General features: G+C 36.1%; 16 protein-coding genes and 1 pseudogene. 6 read left to right on the top strand and 11 right to left on the bottom strand.

The features are described from left to right. Positions 1-73 precede the first annotated feature (73 nt). The 4 genes from C1638_RS04335 to C1638_RS04320 all read left to right on the top strand — a co-directional run bounded on the left by C1638_RS04335 (position 74) and on the right by C1638_RS04320 (position 9,536). Complete coding sequence (locus tag C1638_RS04335; protein WP_109618516.1) at positions 74-874, top strand: tetratricopeptide repeat protein; 801 nt, start codon at positions 74-76, stop codon at positions 872-874. Between the two features lie 40 nt (positions 875-914). Then, positions 915-2,249, top strand: coding sequence for a toxin-antitoxin system YwqK family antitoxin (locus tag C1638_RS04330; RefSeq protein ID WP_123838334.1), 1,335 nt, complete (start codon positions 915-917; stop codon positions 2,247-2,249). Between the two features lie 25 nt (positions 2,250-2,274). Then, the gene (locus C1638_RS04325; RefSeq protein WP_109618512.1) at positions 2,275-8,373 is read left to right on the top strand and encodes an alpha-2-macroglobulin family protein; all 6,099 of its coding nucleotides are present in this window, start codon (positions 2,275-2,277) and stop codon (positions 8,371-8,373) included. 107 nt (positions 8,374-8,480) lie between these two features. Further along, a complete protein-coding gene (locus C1638_RS04320; protein ID WP_109618510.1) occupies positions 8,481-9,536 on the top strand; it encodes a serine hydrolase domain-containing protein in 1,056 nt (351 codons plus the stop codon). A gap of 90 nt (positions 9,537-9,626) precedes the next feature. On the opposite strand, the gene C1638_RS04315 is transcribed toward C1638_RS04320, so the two are convergent. The 4 genes from C1638_RS04315 to C1638_RS04300 form a co-directional block, all read right to left on the bottom strand. Next, entirely contained in the window at positions 9,627-10,868 is a 1,242-nt protein-coding gene (locus tag C1638_RS04315; protein WP_109618508.1) for a hypothetical protein, read from the bottom strand. After that, positions 10,868-11,794: a hypothetical protein gene (locus C1638_RS04310; RefSeq protein WP_109618506.1), complete on the bottom strand. Its 927-nt coding sequence runs from the start codon at positions 11,792-11,794 to the stop codon at positions 10,868-10,870. The genes C1638_RS04315 and C1638_RS04310 overlap by 1 nt, the downstream gene beginning before the upstream one ends. A 3-nt stretch (positions 11,795-11,797) precedes the next feature. Further along, positions 11,798-12,826, bottom strand: a complete 1,029-nt coding sequence (locus C1638_RS04305; protein ID WP_109618504.1) for a hypothetical protein — start codon at positions 12,824-12,826, stop codon at positions 11,798-11,800. Positions 12,827-13,139: 313 nt separating this feature from the next. Then, positions 13,140-14,273 (bottom strand): 1-acyl-sn-glycerol-3-phosphate acyltransferase, encoded by a 1,134-nt coding sequence (locus tag C1638_RS04300; RefSeq protein ID WP_109618502.1) that lies wholly within the window; start codon positions 14,271-14,273, stop codon positions 13,140-13,142. Between the two features lie 653 nt (positions 14,274-14,926). Between C1638_RS04300 and C1638_RS04295 the strand changes: the two genes are divergently transcribed. After that, a complete protein-coding gene (locus C1638_RS04295) occupies positions 14,927-17,398 on the top strand; it encodes a TonB-dependent receptor (protein WP_123838333.1) in 2,472 nt (823 codons plus the stop codon). Between the two features lie 85 nt (positions 17,399-17,483). Here the strand turns inward: C1638_RS04295 and C1638_RS04290 are convergent, their stop codons facing one another. The 3 genes from C1638_RS04290 to C1638_RS04280 form a co-directional block, all read right to left on the bottom strand. Then, positions 17,484-18,725 (bottom strand): McrC family protein, encoded by a 1,242-nt coding sequence (locus C1638_RS04290; RefSeq protein ID WP_109618498.1) that lies wholly within the window; start codon positions 18,723-18,725, stop codon positions 17,484-17,486. Positions 18,726-18,730: 5 nt separating this feature from the next. Beyond that, positions 18,731-20,818, bottom strand: coding sequence for an McrB family protein (locus C1638_RS04285; protein WP_109618497.1), 2,088 nt, complete (start codon positions 20,816-20,818; stop codon positions 18,731-18,733). Positions 20,819-21,398: 580 nt separating this feature from the next. Then, positions 21,399-21,914, bottom strand: a complete 516-nt coding sequence (locus C1638_RS04280; RefSeq protein ID WP_109618495.1) for a hypothetical protein — start codon at positions 21,912-21,914, stop codon at positions 21,399-21,401. A gap of 216 nt (positions 21,915-22,130) precedes the next feature. On the opposite strand from C1638_RS04280, the pseudogene C1638_RS22605 reads away from it, so the two are divergent. Beyond that, positions 22,131-22,238 (top strand): annotated as a pseudogene (locus C1638_RS22605) (XRE family transcriptional regulator); the annotation flags it as partial. On the opposite strand, the gene C1638_RS04270 reads toward C1638_RS22605, so the two are convergent. From C1638_RS04270 to C1638_RS04255, 4 genes are all read right to left on the bottom strand, one after another. Beyond that, the gene (locus C1638_RS04270) at positions 22,236-22,406 is read right to left on the bottom strand and encodes a hypothetical protein (RefSeq protein ID WP_317047555.1); all 171 of its coding nucleotides are present in this window, start codon (positions 22,404-22,406) and stop codon (positions 22,236-22,238) included. The pseudogene C1638_RS22605 and the gene C1638_RS04270 sit on opposite strands and share 3 nt — an antisense overlap. 54 nt (positions 22,407-22,460) lie before the next feature. Further along, entirely contained in the window at positions 22,461-22,946 is a 486-nt protein-coding gene (locus tag C1638_RS04265) for a hypothetical protein (RefSeq protein WP_228428023.1), read from the bottom strand. 62 nt (positions 22,947-23,008) lie between these two features. Then, on the bottom strand, positions 23,009-24,262 hold the full coding sequence (locus C1638_RS04260) for a condensation domain-containing protein (RefSeq protein WP_109618491.1): 1,254 nt from the start codon (positions 24,260-24,262) through the stop codon (positions 23,009-23,011). Then, entirely contained in the window at positions 24,259-25,542 is a 1,284-nt protein-coding gene (locus C1638_RS04255; RefSeq protein ID WP_109618490.1) for a condensation domain-containing protein, read from the bottom strand. The genes C1638_RS04260 and C1638_RS04255 overlap by 4 nt, the downstream gene beginning before the upstream one ends. Positions 25,543-25,544: the final 2 nt, after the last annotated feature.

The raw sequence follows: 25,544 nt of genomic DNA, 5'->3' as shown, positions 1-25,544 counted from the left end.
CTTAAATGTACATAATATTGTTTTGACTCCATTCATGCTATTTTTTGTACTTTTAAAAATAAGATTACTAATAATGAAAACCATACTAGGCTGGATCCTTTTTACAGGTACTGTACAAACTGTATTTTCACAGGCTGACAATACTAGAAAGAGAATGGACAGCGTTGCACTTGCTAATCCGTTGTATCATAATTATAGAGTAGATGATCTTCGGACAGGCCTAAAATATCTGATAAAAGAGGAACCTTACAAGTCTGATGCAACCTTGATACAATATACATCTCACCTCAAAGATAAACTGGAAAGAACCAATATTGCCAACTATATTGAGGAATTGCGCTATTTTACAGACCTGAAGATTGATAAAAGATATAAAGATAATTATGATGAGGAAATTGTGAATATCAACCATACTGCATCCCATTCTCTGGCTGATGTATTTCTTGGAAAAAAGGACTATGAACAGGCAGAAAAGTATTTTCTCAAGGCACTTGTAGAACATCAGCTATTTAGTGTGAGCGGAACCACTGTAGAAAAAGATTCCCACAGAATTGAATATGATCTGGTGAAAGTATACCAAAATCTGGGACGGAAAGATGAGGCTTATGGCTATCTTTTGGCCTTGATCAATTCCCAGTGGAATTATGCATTAGGTGAAAAAGGGATCATTGCCATGGCGGAGAATGATGATAAAAAGAAACTGAAGAAAGATATTGATAAAGCATTGAAAACCTTTGTAGTACGTCCTGATTATTTCTTGGAGTTTACTTTCAGGGGAAAGAAAATTCTTTTTTGGAATGCACTAGCCTTAAATAAAGAGTATTTTTCGAAAAATATTATGAAAACAGAATTCTATAAATCATTGAATCTCTAAGTTTTATGTGGTATTTTAAAATAAAAAAAACAAACACATGATGAAAAAGTACTGTTTACTTTTCTGGATATTTTATATTCCTGTTCATTTTTCTGCGCAGGCAAAGACCATTTATTTTGATTCTAACTGGAAAGAAACCAAAAAATCCACTGCCATATATTACCGTCCGCTTCCTTTTCCAAAATCTGGAAATGTAGAATTGCTTCGGGATTATTACATGAAAGGAAATATACTTCAGATGCAGGGGTATTTTGCCGATGGAGATGAAAAAAACAGAATTGGAGACGTCTTTTGGTTTGATTCCGATGAAGAAGACAGATCGGGACAATCCTACCTCAATAAAACCAAACAGAAAAAACTTACGTACTATTTTGATGATGGTAAAATTTGGAAAACCGTGGAATATGGCGACAGCCTGAAATCCGGAAAAACCATTGAATATAAACCCGATGGAAGCATTTTGGGAGAAGCCATTTATAAAAATGGATATCTTGAATCAGGAACCGAAGGACATAGCTATTCCAAAAATGAATATTCCAAATACAACAAGAAAGATAAATCTGAAGAACGGGTAAGTCTTCCGGAAAAAGAAGAGAAAATCCGAGAATACAAACGTGTATATTACTGGAAGAAAAACCTGAAGACAGCTGTAGAATATTCATATCAAAATGACAACCTTATTTTGGAAAAGAATTTTGATGAAGACGGCAATCTTATTCAGCAATTGGATAGTACCTCTTATTTTTATCCTGAAGAAGAAATGAAAAACGGGAAATATTTCTATTACCGGACACAAAAGAGTGCCATTGCCCAGCCTCCTCCTTATATGGAATACAAAAGCTTTCCGTTTTCCGAGGTAAATATGGAGAATGTACATTTTATGATTCTTTATCGCGGGACGGTTCATTTTCTGGAAAAGCATCCAACAGATGATTTGTACAGAGAAATAAGCTATCATTTTTTTCAGGAGAAAGGAACTCAGTTTATGAGATTGAAGCGAGATTATTCCCACAACAATGTCTGGGGACCGCTAGATACCTATAAAGATGCGGAAGCTACTTTTATTCCGGTTTCAGAGATTGAGAGTTTATCCAAAGAAAAGATCTTTCAGAAGTTTTCCAAAAGAAAATGGAACAATTTAGATCTTAAAAACAAGCCGGTTTCAGAACAATTGTATTTTTCATCCCCTGATTTTATGGGAAAAACGATACGGTATTCATCCTCAGGAAAAAGAGAAACCAATGATAAGGAATCTGTATTAATTTACATCAGCCTGGTTCCCGGGAAATATATGATTCTTAGGAGGAACGGGGGATATTTCATTCCTAAAAAATCCGGTGACCTGATTGAAATTCCAAACTTTGTTCAGGAATAACGTCCTATTTTAAAACTTAATTATCATGAAATTTTCATTCAAAATATTGCTCACGTTATCATTATTGGTTTCAGTCCCTATATTCTCACAGATTCCGGTGTATAAAGAGACTAAGCCTTTAAAAACCAGAATATCAAAGCAAAAAATAGATCATTCAGCTCCTAAAATGTCTTCAAGAGATTCTATTCAGAAAGAAATTTTTGAAGTAGTTAATGCTTATTATGATTCCAATGATGAGAATATAAGAACCGATAACGATCAGATCCTGATCCTCCGAAAAAAAGTAAATGAATCAAAAGGATTGCGTAAGGCTCTTTATCAATATTATCTGGCGAACAAATATGTTTCCTATATCGGAAGATATACCAGCAGAGCAAAGAAAAAAGACATTACACCTCTTAATGAGCTTCCCGAAGACTATAAAACATGGGCAGTGAATGATTTTTACAGGGAAGCAGACCAACTGTACAGCCAGTCACTTTCTAACAGACAAATACTGCAGCAGGAAAAAACACAACTCTGGAATCGATTAATAGATCAATTGGAATTCACAAAATATAGGCCCACATTATATGATCTTGTTGCAACAGATTATTTAAAGTTTCTGCAAGGACTGCCGTTTGATTATGATAATTCTGCAAATAAAAAAATAGCAGAAATTAAGAACAATTTACATCAGTTTCATACCAATGATGATGATAAAACAGCATTGCTTTATCTTAAAAGTACCGAAATAGAAGGGGATGTGAAGAAGCAGTTACAGCAGTTGGAAGTGTTGGCCGATTCTTATCCTAAGGAACCGTTTTCCGCATATCTTCTGTTTCAGGCAGCCAATCTGGCAAAACAGGAAATTTCTGAAAACAATTTTCTGAATGCTCATCAACTTTGCCAAAAAGCAATTGATCGTATCCCATTATCAGATTGGAGTAACCATTGTAAAAGACTGATTAATGGGCTTGAAAGTTCAGAAGTGGGGATCGAAATACCTAAGAGAAATCTGCCAGGGGAGTACATTTCATTAGAGACCACTTATAAAAATACAGACGAAGTAAAAATAGAGTTGAATAAAATATCGGGGAAGATAGATTTTGATAAAGAGCCCATTTGGAACAAATACTCGGTGAGTGAAAAATATGTTTATTTTATTAATCCTCAGTTTGCGGATCAGAATTTCCGTTCCGAGACATTTCCACTGAAAAAGTTTAACGATTACAAACGGCATAAAACCCTGCTTGCCATTCCGCCTCTGGAAGAAGGAATGTACGATATCACTACGCTGTCGAAAGAGGCGAGAAGAACCGACAGAATTGTAGTTTCAGATTTATTTTATGTGAAAAGATTTGAGGATGATGCGAAAGTAACCTTTCAGGCCATGAATACCAAGACCGGAAAAAGTATTGATAACGCAGAGTATATCATGTATCAGAATACCAATGAATATGAACATAAATTCAATAACAGAAAGGATAATAAGCTGATCAAAACCGGGAAAGGCAGTACAGATAAGCTTGGAATATTTTCTTTGCCCAAGTCAAAGGAGAGAAGGTATTATGGCAGCATTATATACTTTCCTCACCTGAAAAAATATTTTATCATTGACAAAAATTATGATGAGATCAAGGATATAAAAGAGAGTGAAGAGCAATTTAGGGAGCCTGTAAATAAAGGCTTTATCATTTTTACAGACCGTGCTATCTATCGCCCTGGCCAAAAGATGTTTTACAAGGGAATTCTGAAGCAGGAATACTATGACAAAACCACGATTTTTCCCAAGCAAAAAGTAATGGTGAGGATTATGAACTCAAACTATGAGGAAGTGTCCAAGGCTGAATCTGTAACAAACGAATTCGGAAGTATTACAGGAGCATTCACCCTTCCGTCTTCCGGAACTACGGGGAATTATTCTATCATCATGGAAGCAGATCTTGGAGAAATTCCAGGACAAAAGGAGCATTCTTATGCTAAGGAGAGTAAGTATTTCAAGGTGGAAGAATACAAAAGGCCAAAGTTTCGTGTAGCCATCAGTCCGGTAAAGGAGGCTTATAAACTTGGAGAGAACGTAAAGGTGAGTGGAAAGGCTGAGGCTTTTTCTGGAGCAGATATTTCCGGAGCCACCGTAAAATATGAAGTTAAGAGACAAAGAGTTTATTTCTGGAGAAGCTATTTTGACAGTTATTACTATCCAAATTACAAGGAAAAAGAAACTGATATTGCCCATGGCGAGACTACCACAGATGGTAATGGGAATTTCAATATTTCGTTTAATGCAGAAGCAGAGGAAAAGTCTGATAAAAACAAAACTAACTACCGTTATTCCGTTTCATTTTATGTGACCGATGTTAACGGTGAATCCCAAAGCAACCAAGCCGTCATTAATATCGGTGATGTAAAGGCTAAAATCAATATTGAAAGCTCAGAACAGATGCTTCAGAATGAATGGGAATCCCTGAAAATATCGGTGAATAATCTCAATGATCAGAAAATAACAGCCAAAGGAAATCTTACCATTAGTAAACTGGAGGAAGAAAACAAGATTCTTCTCCCAAAGTTCATTAGAAAAAACTCAGATAATGGATATAGAACTGAAGATATTCCTGCAAAGCCTTTATCTTACTCATACTATAATAAGGAACTTTTTGACATTTATTTTCCCTATATCAGCTATAATCAAAACGCTAAACCTCAAAAGGGTAAAACTGTTTTTTCAAAACAATTCAATACTTCAGAAACTGAAAATATTACACTGAATAAAAATCCTGAACCGGGAAAATATCTAGTGGAAGCAGAATCTATAGTAGATCATGATACCATCAAGACCTTTAAGGTTATTGAAGTTCTTGATAATGTAAATTTTAGAAACGGAAAGCCTGCTTATTTCGGAGTTCGTACAGATAAAGAATCTTACAAAGTCGGCGAAAAAGCTACGGTAACTTTCTATTCCGATTTTGAAGAAGGTTCTGTGAATTATAGGTTTACCCGAAATAACAAGAAAGAAGACTATCAACAGATTAGCATGAAAAATGGAAGTGCCAATATCTCCTTTATTGTTACGGATACTGACCTGAAAAGAATGCTTTATCTGGATTATGATTTTGTTCATGATAACGATTATGCGAAAGGAAACATCAAGTTTGATATTAAGGAAAATGTTAACAGGAATCTGGAGATTACCACTCAGGTGTTCCGGGATAAAATTCAACCGGGCGTTCCGGAAAAGTGGATTCTCACCATCAAAGGAAAAGATAAAGAGAAGATCAATGCTGAGGTTTTGGCTTCCATGTACGATGCATCACTGGATCAGTTTGCAAAAAATGAGTATAGTTTCAGTCACTATGTGCCTTATTCCAATAATTACTACACAGATTATGATTATTATAGCTGGGGAAGAGATAATTTCTTTAATGAACTGGTTTCTTTTGAGTCAACGGGTTTTAGCACTGGCCGTAGCCGATATTCTATAAAATCAGAGCAGTATCCTATACCGCAGCTCCCTTATTTCCAGTATACCGCTATAATGATTTTTGACAGGACCTATTCTAAAGTTTCAGCCATGGAAGTGATGAGCAGGGTAGCCGATGAGCCAACGTTACAGACCTATAAAAGAAAGAAACTTAATCCAATGTATGTTGTTGACGGAAAATTGATGGATAAAAATCTTCCTGAAGACGAAATAGCAGACATCAAAAAACTTAGCCCTACTGAAGCGGTAGCTTTATACGGAGATACCGCTTCAAGAGAAGTTTTTATAGTAACATCGAAAAAAGCAATGAAAGAGGAATTGCTTAACAATGTAAAGGCAAGGACCAATCTGGATGAAACTGCATTTTTCTTACCCAATCTTTACACAGATTCAGAAGGAAATGTAAAGCTGGAATTTACCTCTCCGGAAGCACTTACCCAGTGGAAACTTATCTTATTTGCCCATACCAAGGATCTGAAAACAGGTTCAGCAGAATTTTTGACCAAAACCCAAAAGGAACTGATGGTAACCCCGAACCCGCCAAGATTCCTGAGACAAGGGGATGAGGTTCAGATTTCAGCAAAAATTGATAACCTGTCAGATAAGGACTTGAAAGGAGATCTCATACTTTACCTTTTCGATCCGGAAACCTCAAAACCTTTAGACTCAGCATTTTTAAATACCAATTCTCTGAAAAAAATGACTGTGGCTTCCAAAGGATCAACACAGGCAAGCTGGAATATTAAAATTCCATATGCTGTGGATCATGTTGGCTATAAAATCTTAGCAAAAACAAATAATTATTCTGATGGAGAAGAGAATGTTCTTCCAATACTTTCCGACAGAATGCTGGTAACGGAAACTATCCCGATTTCCATTAAGGAAGGTCAGAACAAAAGCTATACAATGAATGGCTTACTGAATAACGCATCTTCTTCAGCGGCCAATTTCAATCTGAGTGTAGAGCTTACCTCCAATCCATTATGGTTTGCAGTGATGTCTATTCCTTATCTGAGAACGTTTCCATACGAATGTTCAGAACAGCTTTTCAGTAGATTATACGGAAATATGCTTTCAACCTATATCATGAATTCTTCTCCAAAGATCAAGAAAATATTTGATGAATGGAATGCCAAGGAAATGCCATCCAATCCTTTAGAAGCCAATGAAAACCTGAAAACAATCCTTATCGGGGAAACACCTTGGCTAAGCAGAATTAAGGATCAAAAGGAACAGATGGAGCAGCTTGCTCTCTTCTTTAATCTGAACAAAATGCAGCGTGATCTTAAAAAGGCACAACGTGATCTTGTTGACCGACAAAATCCTGACGGAAGTTTCTCATGGTTTCCGGGAGGTGGAAAGGATAAAACCATTTCCGGACATATCCTTGCCGGATTCGGAAAGCTTAATAAAATGCTGAAAGGCCAATCCGGAGAATATTTTACCAATGAAATCAACCGTGTTATCAAAAACAGCATAGATTATCTGGATAAGGAATATGATACCCAATTCATTAAAGGAAAAAAACGAAACGAAGAACTGGATTTAAACGATTATACCTCTTATTTCTATTACAGAAGTTATTGGACCCAAAAGGAAATTCCGTCTGAAGTGAAAAAAGTACTCAATACTTTGGCGAATACCTATGTGAAAGATTTTGAGGAATATAGTCTTTATCATCAGGCCATGATTACTACACTATTGCAACGCTATGGTTATCATGATTTAGCCAAAAAATGTGTGGCTGATCTGAAGAAAAAAGCAAAAAACTCCGAGGAAAACGGAATGTATTGGAAGGATAATAACTCCGGTTGGTACTGGTATCAGGCACCCATAGAAACACAGGCAATGCTGATAGAAGCCTTTTCGGAAATAACGCCTGGAGATTTGAATAGTGTTGAGGAAATGAAAGTATGGCTTTTAAAAAACAAGCAAACAGAGGGCTGGGGGACAACAAAGTCCACTACAGAAGCTGTGTATGCTTTACTGAACTACGGAAAATCGTGGCAGGATGCAGAAAAAGGCATTACCATGAAGTTGGGAAGTGAGACCATTTTCCCGACCAATGATCTTTCAAAAACTTCAGAAGCTGGATTCTTCAAAAAATCCTATTACTGGAAAGATATTACCCCTGAAAAAGCAAAGCTGGAGATTCAAAAAAGCAGTCCGGGAGTGGCATGGGGCGGAATGTACCGTTTGTATTATGAAAATATGGATAAGGTAATGGCGCACAATTCTTCCAATGTTTCTATTGAAAAGAAGCTTTTCCTGAAAACATTCAACGGCAATGAAAGTACACTTAAAGAAATAAGTACGGAAAATCCTATTAGGCTGGGTGATCTGGTGATGGTAAGGCTGGTTATTCGTACCGATCGTGATATGGAATACATTCACCTGAAAGACATGAGAGCAAGTGGTTTTGAACCTGTCAATGTTCTTTCTACCTATAAATGGCAAAATGGAGCAGGATATTACGAAAGTACCAAAGATGCTGCTACTCATTTCTTTTTCAATTCATTGCCAAAAGGAACCTATGTTTTTGAATACGAATTGAAAGCGAATAATATCGGTGATTTTTCAAACGGAATCACATCTTTCCAAAATATGTATGCTCCGGCAATGGGTGCACATTCTGAGGGAATAAGGGTGAAGATTGTGAAGTAAGGTGTTACTGTGTAAAAAGACAAGAAAGCTTTCTATGACATCACTTTCATAAGCATTGAAATAAAGACTATATTTGGAGAAACTAGTAAAATAAATTCTAAAAAAACATGTTCAGATCTTTTTTAATTTTAAGTTTTTCATGCCTCAGTCTATTTTGCTTTAGTCAAAAAGTTAAGAATCTGAAAAAGGATATTCAACAAGAAGTAAATCAATTAGATCAAATAATAAAATCTGCTCATGAAAAGGGTGCGTTTAATGGGAATGTTTTGGTTTCAAAAAATAATAAGATCATTTATAAGGCTTCATTTGGATTTACCGATGCTGCAAAGACCAATACATTAACAGATGAATATAGATTTCATTTAGGTTCAATTACTAAGGAGTTTAGTGCTGTAGCCTTGCTTCAATTAGAAGAACAGGGAAAACTAAAGCTATCGGATCATGTTTCTAAGTTCATTCCTGAACTTCCTGATTGGGCCAATGAAGTCACCATTAAAGATCTATTGCAATATACAAGTGGAATCCCCAATGTAAACTGGAAGACTGTTAAAAATGATAAAGACATTTTCAACGGTCTAATGCTGGCTAATCAGTTATCTTTTACTCCGGGTACTGAGTATGATTATAACATTAACAATCTTTTTTTGAGACAGTTTATTATTGAGCATGTAACAGGTTTGCCTTATAAAACCTATATCAAAAAGTTTGTATTTCAGCCTTTGAAAATGAATGCTTCCATCATGACGCCCATTGCAAATGAAAAAAATATAGCAAAAGGATTTAATAATCAATTAGTTCCGGATAAAGAAGAATTACCTATTACCGGTGGTACTTATACTACCACAATGGATTTATTGAAATGGGCAGATGGTCTGCATTTCCAAAAAATGGTCAACCAAAACTCAATATATGAATTGGGGCAAAGTTTTAATATTCCGGATAGTCAATCAGCATTGGGTAATGCAAAATTTGAGGATAAAAAACTGAAAGAACATTTCCACGATGGAAGAGCAGGAAGTTTTGAAGCAACCTTGTTTTCGGATGTTGAAAATAAGATAACAATCATTTTATTAAGCAATAGTTACAGTGGAAAACTTCCTGAGATCTCAGAGGCTATCTATTCCGTTTTAAAAAATAAAAGCCCTGATTCTTCACAAAAATAAAGCTAAGACTACAGATCATAAAAGCTCCTCTTTGTTACCAGAGAGGAGCTTTTTGTAGAAAATATATACACTTTTAATAAATAACAAGTTTTAAGGGATTGTAAATACTGTAGAATATTCTTTCGGCATCCACATACAACATAAGACGAGAACGCCAACCAAGAGTAGTGCTAATATCACTGTAGCGATCTTAAAACCATCCGGTCTGAATTCTTTATTCTCATTATTTCTGCCTGAACTGTGAAATTCAGCAATATCCTTTGCGTAGGGATGGTTATTCTTTGGATTCCCTTGATTTCTTGCAACACTGGAAGAAAAAGGAGAAATTGATTCTATATTTTTATTCTGATTGATGATATGGGCAAATGATCTTTTATTTTCCTGGTGTCTTTTCTTCGCAGTTTCTACCTTTCCATCTGATGTAAGGCTTTTGATGACTTCATCAATCTTTCCGGAATACTGGTCGTATTCCTTTCTAATAACCTCAATTCCGCTTTTGGATTCCTTTATTTTAGCCCCATTTTCCTGATGTCGTCTTTCATTCTGTGCAATCTGCCTGTTGAGATCTTCAAACAGTTTCGTTCTTTCATCCTTTAAGCTTTCCTTTTCTTTTTCAAGATCAGCAATGGCGTTTTTAATTTCCCGGATTCTCTCTTCATGAAGATTCTCCAGTTCCTTTTTAAATCCATTGGCATCTACAATCCTGAAAATTCCCTTTTGCCTTACAAACTCTCCAATCTCATGGCTTTGGGTAAAGTAAATCGTATCATACACACTCAAAAGTTCAATGGACTGACTAAAGAAATTTTGCAATTGTGCCGGGTTGGTTTCACAATAAACAACGAGGTAGCTATTGCTGCCTTGGGTAAAACTAAGGTCATCAATTTCACGGACATTGAACCCTATCTTATCAAAATCCTTAGGTTTATGGATGGAAAACTGATCAGAATGATTGACCGTAATAATGCTGTCTGAAAGGTTATTTTTTTCAAGATGATCCTGAAATTCATTCAACGTATTGATGATAAGACTTTCTGAGGCCACCTTTCCGGCGAAGAGCAAACCGGAACCTATAAATGTACCCCCTCTGTCCGAATTTTGCTCTTTAGCAAACGTATAAACAGAGTAGGAGATAAGGTTGCCTCCTCCGGCGTAGTCCTTTCGGATAGAATAAATACTTGTTTGAGGAAACAGTTTAATGGCATCCGTTTTCAAGTCAAACGTTCGGATCTCCTTGGCTATGGCTTTATTTCCACCTAAAAAAAAGGATTGCCGGAAGCCATTCGGGTTTCCGAATGTACCAAATGCAGAGAAAAAATAAGTACTGTTCATTAATCTGTAAAACTAAATTTTAAACGTTCCCAAAATGTTCCTTCATAATCCAGATCATACCCCACAATGCTTCTGTACAGCCATTTGGAGAGCACTTCCGCTGTGGATAGATTTAACAAGCTTATTTTTTCACTTCCCGTTGCATTCTGAACACTTCCTACCGTGTAATACGTTTTGCTTAGGCCATATGTGTCAATACGCTGCGAAGTCATTGGCAAATGGTCAGAAATGAAATTGTCGAGGGCTTCAGCGCTTTCCACATCCATTCTTCCGGACTTATCCCACTTGGAAATCACAAGGATGGCATTCACGGATTTTAAATTTTTACCCTTTCTTTCCAGTTCATCCAGAAATTCATTGATTAAGGAGTCGTCCTTATAGGCAGATTCAAAACTGGTAACAATAATAAATGTAAGCGGAATATTGGCATTAAGAAACGTTTCTATGCTGCTATGATAGCTTCCACCTCTTCTGATGTCTTTATGGTTTTCTCCCGAGGTTTCCAGAAAGGTAAGATCTATCGGAACCACTCTTTTCGATCTGTTATTAGGCTCAAAAACAAGATCCAGACGGGTCACCTGATCCCTTGTGGTTCTGTTGGGAAGAACTCCCTGTCGGATGTTTTCAAAAAAATCAGAGAGAAGTACATTGGCTTCCTTAGAGTTGGGAGTTCCAAGCTTTGGTCTCAACACTCCGGCATACGATCTGAGATAGTAAAGCATGGAGGAAAGAATAACAGATTTTCCTGATTCTGCAGTTCCAAAGAAGAATACAAAGTTACTTTCCTTATTTTTAAGATCATTAGAGATGGTCTTGGCAATAGGAACAAAATCTTCTGGGGGATCATTTTGAAATTCAAAGGAAAGAGGTTTTAAGGCTTCTTCAGTTTCAAAAGACAGAGGTTTTAAATTGTCATTGGTTTCCATAGCTTAGTTATTAGGGATGATGGTTTTACCGCTTCTTTTATTGTTAAATACACTTCTGCCGTTGCTTCCATTGTAATTTCCAGAATCTGTAACCAATAAAATAATGATAACGATCACAAAATCAAGTAAAATACATCCTGCCAGCACCACAAACTGATACATTCCAAAGTTTTTAATGGCATGTTCAAATGCAAAACCAATTTTTCCAACCTGCTGGGTCTTTGAAACCATGGGTTCAAAGTGAATTTTTTCATTTCCAAGAATAGTCTGTGCTCTGCTGCCCAGTTTATTATAATCAGAAAGAGCTTCATCAATTAATCCTTGTGATAGGTCATCTTTTTCTTTCTTTGATAAAAGAAGCAGATCCTGAATGCTTTTGTTCCATTTGGCTGATGCGTTGTTGATGCTCGTTTGCAATGCTTTTTCGCCAGGGGGCAGGTCTGAGATAATATTATCAATCTGTTTTCCCATTCTTTCCGAAAGGTCTTCGTAGTCATCACCAACAGGAGTCAGTAAATCGATCTTTTGGTTTGTTAGTTTTTCTATATCCTTGATCAATAACTGAGCACGGGTTCCTATTCCTTTATTCCCCGGATCTTTGATCTGTTCCATCAGCTGTTTTTTCTTGGTTTCAATATCCTGAGTCGTTGCTTTAGTATATTTATAGCTTAATTTTGATTCCACATCATTGTCAAGAACAGTGAAGTTTTTATTGATATCACGAAGTTCATCCGTATAGATATCGGTTTTCATAAACCTTGTATATAAAGCATTGAAGTTGGCAATAAAGCAGAAAGAGGCAATAAATACATAGATTCCGACAAGGCTTCCGGTAGGTTTTCCTTCCAGTTTAGCATTTCTCAGCATCCAGCACAGAAAGAGGAGTAATAATGATAAAACTAAGGCTATGACAAAGGATGCCGGACCAAAGATCTGCTGTAGCCCGAGCCAGGTCTGGTAAAAGCTTACACTGATCAGTAATAATGCAAGAATTCCCAAAAAGAGATCTGCAGGAGTCGTTTTTTTATTCATAATGTAGTCGTTGTTTGTTGAACTAAAGCTTATAAAAACACCTTGTTTTATAATGCTCGAAACTACAAACAACGGGTAGAAGAAAATTACGGGAAACCATAATCCGTAGAGGCCTTTAATTTAACTTGAATCGTGTTTTGATCCATGTAAGCTCACGCAGATTGTGCAGATTAAGCAGATTAGGAAAATATAGATGTGTAAAAAAAATACTGTATAGGGTGTAGGTGAAAACGTGTATTCATAAAGAAAAATGGACACTTAAAAAAGTGTCCATCAATATTTGTATTAATCTGAGAAAATGTTTTTCTTACAACTAGTTTTCTTCTAATTTTCTTTTATTAATCAGTGGATTGGCATACATGGTAAGGAAATACTCTTTAGAAATAGCATCAGAAGAAGAGATACGCATCTCAAGTCTTCGGATAAACAATTGTTTTTCCTGTTCTGTATATTGAGAAGCATACGTATCCGTATTATGAATCAGATCATAAGCTATGTATTTTGTAGGCCAAAGCTTATAGTTCTGTATAATTGAATCATCAATAACCTGTGCAATAGCCTGCAACTGTTTGTTTTTATTGTCAATACTAGCTGCGATATCATCTAATTCCTTATCAATTACATGACCGGCATGAATATGAATTCGCTTCTTTTGTCCTAATATTCCGCTAAGCATGGTCATGAAATCTTCATTTTTACCTTTAATGTATTCTTCCTCTCTATGTTGCGCTAAAAGTTGAGGCATTTTTAGGGAATCTGTAGGATCATATTCATAGGAAATGGATATCGGAACAATCTTCAATGTCTTAAAATAATCGGTCAATGATTGATCCCCGGATGCCATGGCCAGCATTTTTAAGACCCCTTGTTGGGTAGCATCATTCCCGTTTTTAGTACGGCCCTCGCGCTGGGCGATCCATACAGAACGGTTTTCATGATGTAATTGCTGATCAATGTATTCTGACATGGTTTGTGAACTTTTAAGCTGTTCACGAAGAGATAATCCTCTTTGAACTAGGAAATTACGGTTCAGTTTAGCCAGTACATTCAGAAAATTTCTTTTCACAAGGTTATCACCAATAGCTGAAGCAGTCATAATATGGCCGCTTTCCAGCAGAACCAGATTAAGCAATGACGTATCCAGTACAATATCTCTGTGATTTGAGATGAAAAGGTAAGGAGTGTTCTTGTCAAGTTGATCAAAACCTGAAGTCGTTAAGCCCTCAGAACTCTTGGCAAGGATCTGACGGATAGTGTGCGCCACAAAATGATGCTGGAAGTCACTGATAGAATGAACCTCTTTGAACTGTTCCAGCCAAACCTGTTCGTCTACCCCTGGAAAAGTAAAGTTCATCAGCGCTTTCATCATAGGATCGCGGGCTATACTTCCTAGTGCTTCATTCACTTCATGATCATGGAAATACCGGATTTCATCAAACTTTGACATGCAATTATTTAAAAATTAAAACTTTTTGCAAAAGAACGAAAATTTATCTGGGGATGGGGTATAAAGGATGTTAAAGTATTATGAATGGCGTAGAACTTAGAGAAATCATCTGCTGAATTTGATGAAACACTGTAATTTACTCTTTTAAATAACCACAAAAGTCACAAAAGATTTTCTTTAAGACACTTTAGTTCACGTAAGCTAGTTTAAAATCACACTATATAGGAAAGTACACATAAGAAGAAAATCAAAGATTTTCAAAAAGCTTAAGTGTACTTATTTATGCGCAATATTTTCACTTACAAAAGCTCAAGTGTTTAATTCTTTTGTGACTTTTGTGGTGATTATAAAAAAAAATAATTGTAACCACAAAAGCTTTTATTTGAAACACTTTAGTTCACGTAAGTTAGTTTAAAATCATACTATATAGGAAAGTTCACATAAGAAGAAAATCAAAGATTTTCAAAAACTTACGTGTACTTGTTTACGCGCAATATTGTCACTTACAATAACTTAAGTGTTTAAATCTTTTGTGGTGATCATCTAAAAGTTTAAATAGTAATATCATATTGCATGGTATCATTTTAATTGATAATTCAGAATTTCTACTAAATTGATCTCTATTATTGCAGCAGATTAATGCTAATATCACGGTGAAACAATTATCAATTTTATGGACCTTACTATTTTCAGTAGGGATGGTCAATGCCCAACAAGGAGACGGGCAGGGAAAAATAAGCGGAAGAATTGTAGATTCCAATACGGGAAATGCAATAGGAAACGCAAGTATTGGCCTCCTCAATCAGGACAATAAAGAAGTAAACGGAACAACTTCCAATGAAAAAGGAGAGTTCTCACTGGATCATATTTTATCAGGGATTTATAAAGTAGCTGTTTTTTATGCAGGGTATAAAAACAAAACTACCACCGACATTCAGGTTAATAACAACACGGCCGATATTACGCTTGGGAATATTCAGTTAGTGAATGGAGAGACTGCTTTGGAGGGAGTTACAATCGTGGGCAAAAAATCTGTTATTGAAAATAAGGTTGATAAAATTGTATTTAATGCGGCCAATGATGTAACCTCTCAGAATGGGGCAGCCATTGATGTTTTGAGAAAAGTACCTCAGGTGACAGTGGATGCAGATGGGAATGTTGAACTTCAGGGAAACTCTAATATTCGATTTTTGATTAACGGAAAGCCATCAAGTATATTCGGAAACAGTCTTGCAGATGCACTGGCTTCCATTCCGGCAAGTCAGATCAAAAGTATTGAAGTCATTTCCAGTCCGGGAGCAAAATATGATGCACAGGGTACCGGAGGGATTATTAATATTGTTTTAAAAGATAATAAAGTAAGAGGAATTAACGGAAGTGTGAATGCTACCGCAGGAACCTTATTTGAAACCGGCTCTCTGAATCTGAATTATAAAAACAATAGTTTCAGTATGAATGCCTTTTTTAGTGGCAATGCCCAACTAAAGGCTAAGAGTCCTTTTTTTCAGGACAGAACTTCCAGAGATGTTGCTTCCAATACCAGTACCCATTTATTGCAGGATGGTTATACTGATTTTGAAAGACATGGATACCGTACCGGACTGGGATTTGACTGGAGTCTTAGCAAATCCAGCGCTTTAAGTGGTTCACTTTCCTTTAACAGCTTTTCGAATACAAGTACAGGGCTGATCAATCAACAGCAATATATCACGGATTATAATACCTCCAATGTGGAGTCTGTCATTGGGTACAGAACTTCTGATAATCAATCCTCTGTTCGTTCTGTAGATGGAAGTCTAAGTTTTAGAAAAACGTTCAAAAAAGAGGGGCAGGAGCTTACGGCAGACTATGTATTCAGCTATGGTTCTCCCAAGACCAGCTATATGCAAACCCAAAGTTTATCCGGAGCCGTATTTCCTTACAATGGTATTTCAGGAAGTAATCCGGGAACCGACAATAGCCATAATTTGTCAATAGATTATGTACATCCTCTGAATGATAATATTGTCTTTGAAATGGGAGCCAAAACAGTACAGCAGCATATTACCAATGCTACGGACGTTCATATTTTGAATACTTCATCCGGGCAGTATGAATCAGATCCATTGCAGTCGTATCATCTAAATTATGATATGGGAATCTATGCCGCTTATTTTTCTTCAAAGCTTAAACTATTGAATTGGCTGGATGTAAGAGCAGGACTTCGATATGAGTATACGACACTTACAATTGATTTTCCTAATACGAATATCCCGTCTTATGGTTTATTGGTTCCATCCTTTATTGTATCCCACAAGTTTGAGAGTGGCGAAACATTGAAACTGTCCTACACAAGAAGAGTAGAACGTCCTGAATATACTGAGCTTAACCCTTTCCTGAATGTGAGTGATCCTCATAATATTACGACAGGAAATCCTGCACTGAAACCTGAAATTGGAGACAATATGGAGCTGGGATACACAAAGAACTTTACCAACGGAGGTAATATTTCACTCTCACTGGTAGAGCGTATCAACAGTCAGGATTTAAAACAAATCACTACTTTTTATCCCGTATTTACAGCTAACGGTATTGAATACACCAATGTATCCGTTACCGCAAGAGATAATATAGGAAAGGAATATAATTCCGGTGGAATTGTGTCTGTTTCACTTCCTTTTTTCCATAATAAATTGAATCTGAGAAGTAATATGATGGTCTTTCACCGATATATTGTGAGTCAGATTTATGTAGGAAATTTAGATATGGGAATGCGTTACCGTGTCAATCTGAACCTTAACTATCAGTTTCCCAAGAACTTTATCTTGGAAGTATTTGGAAATTACAATTCGGCAGCTAAAAATATACAAGGAAAAAATCCACAATCAATCACATATACTCTTGCTGGCAGAAAGGAATTCTGGAATAAGAAAGCAAGCCTTGGATTTACCATTACCAATCCTTTCAACCAATACATCCGACAGGTAACCACGGTAAATACCGGAGATTATAATTCTTATTCTGTAAGAGATCTGCCTTATCGTTCCTTTGGAATCAGCTTCAGTTATAAATTTGGAAAAATGGATTTCAAAAAGGAAAAAGATATTAGTAATGAGTATTTGAATGGACCGGGAACAGGAGGATAGTTTTTGATGGTACATTTGAGTGGATAATTGAAATTATTATTAAAAAACATTCTATTCAATACATTAATGGAATTAGTCAATATTGTTACTTAATTTCACTTATCCACTTTAATATTTTTGATCCTATCTGATCATTTAATAATTTATTACAATCTTTAAAAATAGAAATTTTCCCTAAGCCACACTTATGATTGTCAACCATATCATCAATCATTACAAAATCTGTATAACCATTGAAATCATCATTGTTTGATGGGTATAATAAAAGTGATTTATTACTTTTCCAGTATTCATTATAGACATACATTTGTCTCAAATCATGCGTTGATGGCTTATTGTTGTCTATATTTTTCCACTTAGTATCAATAATAAATTGTTCATCATCATTCTCCAATACAATATCCGGACGTATTGAAATATTACTCCAAAATGTCTTAGAATTTTGCCCATAAACTTTTATATTATGATCTATGGATGCCTGCTTCAGACGAACTAGAATATATTCCTCCCATAATTTATTCATGTCAAATAATAAAGCCAACATTTTCTCTGATCCATTGGAAATATTAGGAGCATAGTTTAGAATGATGAGCCTGGCTATTGAAAGAGAAGCTTCGTAAGGTGCTGTTTTTCTAGATTTGATAAGTTTAGTGAATGTACTCTCATTGGCTTTAATTGATTTTACTTCAGGAAAATCTAACTGTACTGTTTTACATTTGTTATAAAGGTAGGTTCCTTTGGATAAACGAGTTATAATATCTAATGCCTGTCCTAAAATCTGATGAATGAGATGATCTTTTTCATAGATCTGATGGGTCGTGTAAAAGCGTTCTTTATGAACTATGTTTTTCTGAATGTGCATTGCAAATTCCAGTTTTCCTTTTAATGCTTTTACATTTCCCGTTTGTTTATAGTACTGTTTTATTAATCCCTGATGTACTAATAGCTGAACTTCATTGAGAAACCATTCAAAATAAATATCCAAGAGGGTTATGGATTGTTTCGCAACATTCGCCTGACCAACCTCTTGAATCTTTAATTTCTTAGTTACACGTAACATTTCTATAAGAACACTCTGCCATTTTTTTTTATTTTCTTCTGATTCATAACGATCAATCTTAGGAAGAATCTCTATAACAATTCCTTCAACCTGTATTACACCAACATATTGTTTGAACACAATGCCATTGTGCTTAAGATCAAAATATTGGTAATTGTGTAGAGCATTCAATTTTGATAATGCTACAAAATGTAGTGTATCAAAACCTTTGTCGCCTATTCGTAAAAAACTATGTTCGTAGACCTGTATTCTTTTATGAGGAACCATATTCTTTATAAAAGTTTTATTGCATCATCAAAATTTAATTCATCAAACGAAATTAGTTCAAATGATTTTTGAATGTCAATATCATCTATGCCGTAAAAATCAGCAAAAATTTCTTTATCCTTAGGTCTTGCCTTTTCTCTAACAAATCCTCTTCCTAAAATTAATCCAATTTTGCTATAATCACTATAGAAATATTCCTGGAGCAAAGGTATTATCTCATTTTGGAAAGAATTTTTAAAATTTTCTTTTATAAAGTATGAATGGCCCAGAGTATAATTTCTATCTAATAGTAGTTCAATTCGGGTGTTGATTTTTTCCATAATATCTGCCCGTGGGTAATCATTAAATGCTTTATCTTCAACCACCTTTCTATCAGGAAGCATCTCAGTGAAACAGAATCGTCTTCTTAAAGCAGTATCTAAAGCTTCAACACTTCTATCAGCAGTATTCATTGTTCCAATAATATATAGGTTGGGAGGAACACAAAACTGAATTTCACTTTTAGAATAGGGCAAAGTAACCCTTGTTTCATTAATTTGGCCTAACCGCTTATCTTTTTCAATTAAAGTGATGAGTTCCCCAAATATTTGAGAAATATTTCCTCTGTTTATTTCATCAATAAAAAGATAGAATGGTTCACTCACTTCAAATTTTGCCTTAACAATTTCTTTTGGACTTTTTAATGCGTCGCTTAAATCTTCAAATCCCGCAAGATTAGCCGCTTTATCACATGCAATTTTAAAGAGGCCGTCTTCTATATTATACTTTATTTCATCATTGTCATCTAAATCTGGCTTGATTCCTTCAATGAAGTCTTCATAAGAGAAAGATTGATGAAAGGTTGTAAAAATACTATTATTAGATTGGGTAACAGGTTTCGCAGATTCAATAGTAGTGGTGTCGTCATCAAAAACAATATTATTTTCCTGTAATGCTTGTATTAAGGAGTTCCATCTTTTACCTCCATTCAATTTACCAAAGGTAGGAGTGTAAGAAGCAGATAATAATTCAGGAGTGTCAAAAATTTTAACCCATTTTACTTCAATAGTCTGAAAGTCAAAACCACTTACAATAGCTTTGGAAAAGTCATAACCATGAAGTGCTTCAGCGATACCATAGAACTTTTTACCAGAGATAATACATAGATAATCTCCTTGTTTTACATCCGAAAAATAGGTTCTCATCTTGAAATTTTCTGTTTGTTTTTTATCCAGGTCATTTAGATTACCTAGACTCACAGAGCACCATTCGTAGCCCAATCTGTTGCCATTTTTCAGGTCATTCCACAAATATCCTCCTTGTCCGGGAGCCAGATGCCAGAATGTTTTATGGCGATCAACTTTTATTGTATTAATTGGTTCTTTAGTTTTGGGCTTTTTAGCTGAGTTTAAAAAAGAATTGATTTTATGGGTTTTTCCGGTTCCAGGAGGGCCAAAGAAAATTTGATTAGGATAGCTAAGATCGAAGCTTTCGTTTTCTTCATTGTTTATAAACTCATTATTTTCTGTTTCGCTTTTATTCCATAGGAGCTGAGTAAAATCAAAATAATCTTGTCCGGGTTGTTTCTTTTGCAGAATAAAACTATTTAATGCCGGGTAACTTTTAATATCCCCATCGAAACCTAAAAATTCAGCAGCATTATATAAATTATCCCATTTATAGATATTAACAATTTTAAAATCGTTGTATAAAAAAGCAATTTTCCATTTGTAAGCATCCCCTAGGTTAAGTTTATCTATACTCTCCAGATCATTATTTTGTGCACTCTCAACAATTTCTAATAAAATTAATTTAATTGTGGCAAATGCTTCACCTCTTGTTTTACCATATTTTGAATGCCAGGCATATTCATTATCTGTCACTCTATTTCCGTTAAGTACTTCTTTATTTATATCTCTGCGTTTGTAAATGCCAAATTTGTAAGCAGAACCTCCCCAAATACTTCCTAAAAGATTAGTCTTTGCTTCAACCCAGTAGCAAAAGGACGTTTTATCCAGATTAGTATATTCCTCTAATTTTAAATCCTGAATTCTGGATAATGGCCATTCATTGAGAAATTCTTCTTTTAATTTATAATGTTCTGAGTTTGTCATTGGTTTTTGTGTAGATAATTTAATGAAATAAGGTTATTACGGTTGCTTATTATTTGTTATGAGTTTGGAGTGTTATAATATGAAAGAACTCAACTGAAAATAAGAAATAGAATGTAAAGTATGTCAGTGTCAGATATATTTATACCTTCATATAAGACAGGAAATAGTATTTGTTTTCATGGATTTGTAGTTTATAGAATACAATTATAATAAAAATCTTTAATTTTTCCCTACGGGAAACCGCAATTTTTTAGCAAAAATTACCTTAATAAGATACTCCAAAGACGTTATCTCGTTACAAAGAGCCTCCAGCCACTTCAATAAGCCCCTGCAGCCAGTTCCGAACGGTCTCCATCCCCTTGAGAAGGGGGCTATACCCCCTTAGGTAAGGGGGTAAACCCGGTTACATAAGGGGCTAAAGGGGCTTCTGAAGTGGCTCTAACCCCTTATGCAAGTCCCTCCAGCCCCTTATAAAAGTCTCTCGAGGGACTTCAGAACGGTCTACAGACTGTTCTGGGCTTGTTTTCATAAAAAAAAGCACGTTTTCACGTGCTCTGGTTATCATTATTATTCTCAATGTTTATTCGGGCTGGCTGCCACTGTTGTTTGCTGGGCGTTGTGTAGCTTCGGGGGGAGTGGATGGGGATGAGGTTACGAAGAACTGTTTCATGTCTTCATAAATCACATTGGTTCCCGGAACATTTTCTTCGGAAAGGAATCTTACATTCCTGTAAAAGCTGATGGCATTATGGTAATTGTCATGATCCAGTAATACCTTGGTGTCAGAAAACTGTTCATTGAGGGAGTCAAACAACTGTAAGCGTTGCTCAATCTGTTCTCTGGCGATATAATCCCTGTCGAATTCTGCTTTGTCGATAAATGAGGGAACCAGATTCGCATATTGCTCCATATAGCTTTTTGCCTTGTTCACGAAAAGTTTGTTCTGCTCTGCAATTCTTCCATACTGTTGTCTTTGGTCGGGAGTAAGGTTGATTGTTTTTCCTGTAAGTACAGTTTGGATGTCCTGAAGGGCCTTGTCAATGGTTTCCAAGTCACTTTTTGAAAAGCTTAAACTGATTAAATTGTCTAGTGCCATAATATTGTGTTTTTGAGTGTTAGTGTTTTCAAATATAGGAAGTGTAATGTATAGAAAACCAATAAAGTATAAGATTTTCGACATGTGTTCATTAGAAAATAGAAACCCTATAATTAGGTTTTTATTTTCTGTCTTTTTAATGGAAAAAATGATATTATAAAGAGGGAAATGAGAAATTAAAGATACGTATCAATTTTGTGAGATAAAGACTATGCTTATAATTTACATCAACGGCGCCATGTAAAACGATCCAGGGAAATGCTGGGCATCAAGCAGGAAAGATTTGCTCTTGACCTTGGGGACGACTGGAACGGGAAGAAATTATTGAAGACCTTTTACTGAAAAGGAAGACTGAATGGTTTTAATCCTGTTCTTTTTCCTTAATTCAGTTACAGGTTTATACAGATGGGAAGCATTGATTTCTCCTATTTTTTCAGAAATAGAAGCCACTAAAAATAAAATGTTGTCTGTAATAGTATAGGGAGGTTTCATATCTTTGATAAAATCATATGATACTATCAAAGATATGGATGTATCAAAAATAAACTATGCGTTTAAGTCCACAGTTACAGTTTGCGCTCGCCTACACATCCATCTCCTCAACCTCCACACCGGCAAATACACAAACACCACAGACAAAATCCCAGCTAATACACCCACTACCACAGCCATTGCCGTAGCATCCAGCTTATAATCCTTTGAGAAATTATACTGTCCTAAGAAAAGCATAGCTAATACCAGAGAACAGGTAATGATACCATGTAGAATGCTCAGCTTGGTCATTAGCTTTTTAATATTCAACTGTTCATCTACGGTAAACTCAATGGCGCCTTGTCCGGCGGCATCGGTTACTCTTTTGAGGATATCAATGGTGAGAACAACAGGGAGAAATAAGGCCATAGGTAAGGTAAGACGGGCTAAATTCTGTTCTCCTGAAAAGAAATGGGTGTACCCCAATTCCTTGAAACTTGCATAAGCGATAATGAAATTAAAAAATACATTCGGGAGGACATAGTAAATTGTCCGCTTCATGAGAAAGCGTTTGAGGGTGGTTTTTTTGAGCTTTTTGGGCGGCTTCGGCTTAAATTTCAATTTCATACGGTGGCGGTCATAAGCGCAATGGCTTTCTCTTTTATGATAGCGGCTTCCGCTTTGGGCAGGAAGTCTTCGTTGGACAAAAATATAAAATCCATCTGATGGTTGTAGGTACTCGTCGTCAAAGTATTTGAGTTCAGCCATGGGAATGCTACCGTTGGGCTGAAGATGGTTTCAACACTGAAGTTGTTGTAATCTCTTGGAATATTGATTTTACCCATATTGGAGAGGGTTACATCATGTCCGCCATTGCTTGACTTCAGCATAGAAATCATACGGTCAACAATCGGGTGCATCTGTTCTCCCATCCATAGAAGCTCTCGAGCTTCCATTTTCTTTATTTTCTGAATAAGATCGTTTTTAATCTGTCGCGCATTGTTGATCAGATCAGAGTTTCCCTTTTTTAAAGACAGATCAACAGTTGGAGCAAAGGCAAATAAATGATCCTGCTTGATTTCTGGGATGAAATGACGAACATCTACCGGACTGATGACTTTACCCTTAGCCTCAGCACCTTTTACTTCCTGAAATGCCTGCATAAACGCTGCACAAAGTAAAGCATGTATAGAAACTCCGTTGGTTTTACATTTCTCAGTGATTTTTGAGGTGGTTTCAGGGTCTAGTTTTCGGTGAAGAACATAGTCTTGTCCGAGATTTCTCTTTTTACTTTTTCGTTGGAGAAGAAAGAAGAATCTTGCAAAAAGGAGATATAGATTGGCTTTGTATTTCTTACTTTTTACGTTGAAATTCGGGGGTAGAAAATCATTGACTGAAGAGAACGGCTGATAAGGCTGTAGCTCAAAAGAGGGATCATCCAAAAGCTGGAGAAGTTCCTGCATAAGGGTCACCCCTGTTGTTCCGTCAGAGATGCAGTGAGGGATTGCCCAAAAAATTTCAGAAACATTTTGTCCTTTCACCCAAACCACTCGGGCAAGGGGTTTCTTTTCATCTTCAAACAAAACTTTCCATTCCTTTTGAGATTCCAGAAGCCAGTCCTGATCCGTTTTTCTTTCTACAATACGGAGTGGGATAGGTGCAATATCCTTTTCTTCTATAAAAAAGGGATATTTTTCACTTTTGGTATCTACAACTACTCTTAGTAATGAATGCTTTTTCTGGATTTTTTCCAGAGCAGTCTTAAAGTTCTCCTCCGGAATTTCTCCTTTTATTTTAGCGGCAAATACACAATTTACGGGGGTTTCAGGATCTACATACATGATCCTTTCCACCATCATTAGTTTTCTTTTGATCATGATACGGGTATATATTCCAGTTGTACTTTAATGATCTGCATCACCTCGTCCCGAATGGCCATTGCTTCGGTATAAGGTAAATATCCTTCACTTCCTACAAAGGAAAAGTCCATTTTTCCGCGGTAGGTAGAAACCACCAGAGTGGTTGTATTGCCCAATGGTCCAATGACAGACGGACTGAAAATGGTATCCACTGTAAACTCTTTATATTCATGAGGAATCTGAATGCGTCCCAGATTGGAAAACATGCAGTCGTTGGAAGATTTTCCGTTCTTTAAGAGCTTGGTGAAATTAGTCAAAGCATCATGTCCGGATTCCATCACCATCATGGTAATATAAGGATTGAGTTTGGATGTTTTACGTTCCACAGAGGATTGCATGGAGCGCAGGTTTTCCAGAAAGCTCATCTTTTCGTTCGCAGAAACCACAATCATCAATCCAAAGGCGAAGATATGGTCATTCTTGATCTGGGTTGCAAAACGTCTGATGTCTACCGGACAGGAAATTTTATTAAATGCTGCTGAGCCTTTTACCTTTTTGAATGCCTGAAGTAAAGCTGCACTTAGGAACGTGTTAACGGTCACTTCATTGGATTTGCAATAGGAAATCAATTGCTGGCTTACTTTTTCATCTACTTTCCAATGGATCAGATAATCGTCTTGTCTATCAACTGTTTTCTTGCCTGTAGGAATGTATTTGATGGCTGTAGCTGCCAGTCGGCCAATAAATCTGGCTTTTAGTTTTTGTCTGCGGCTGTTTAAAATATGAGCCGGCACTACATCCTGAATTCCCATGATAGGCTGTTCTGCACCAATATCTGCAGACGAATTATCCAACACTTTTAAAAACTCATGGAGGAAAGCCATTGCAGAACCACCATCGCATAAGCAGTGGTGGAACGCAAAAAGCATATCGGAAACTTCTTCCCCTTTGATCCATACAAATCGGATAAGGGGAAGTTTTTGATAATCAAATAAGGTATGCCATTCTCTTTTGGATTCTTCTTTCCAGTGGTCTTCTCCTTTTCTAATCACGATACGAATCGGGATAGAAAGGGATTTCTCCGGAACATCAAACCAAGGGATATTTTTCTCATCATGGTTGATAAGAGCTCTTAACCAAGGATGCTTTTTCTGAATTTGGGCCAAAGCCTGCTGGATATCCTTTAATGCAAAGGTACCTCTCAGTCTGAAAGGAATGACCGCGTTAAAAGGTTCTGTTCCGTCCCCTAATAACATACGTTCACCAAATAGCAATCTTCTTTTTATAGGTTGATTCATAG

The organism is Chryseobacterium oncorhynchi (genome assembly GCF_002899895.1).
Taxonomy (GTDB): domain Bacteria; phylum Bacteroidota; class Bacteroidia; order Flavobacteriales; family Weeksellaceae; genus Chryseobacterium; species Chryseobacterium oncorhynchi.
The sequence above is the reverse complement of the archived record's forward strand: the minus strand, read 5'-3'. Positions and strand labels throughout refer to the sequence as shown.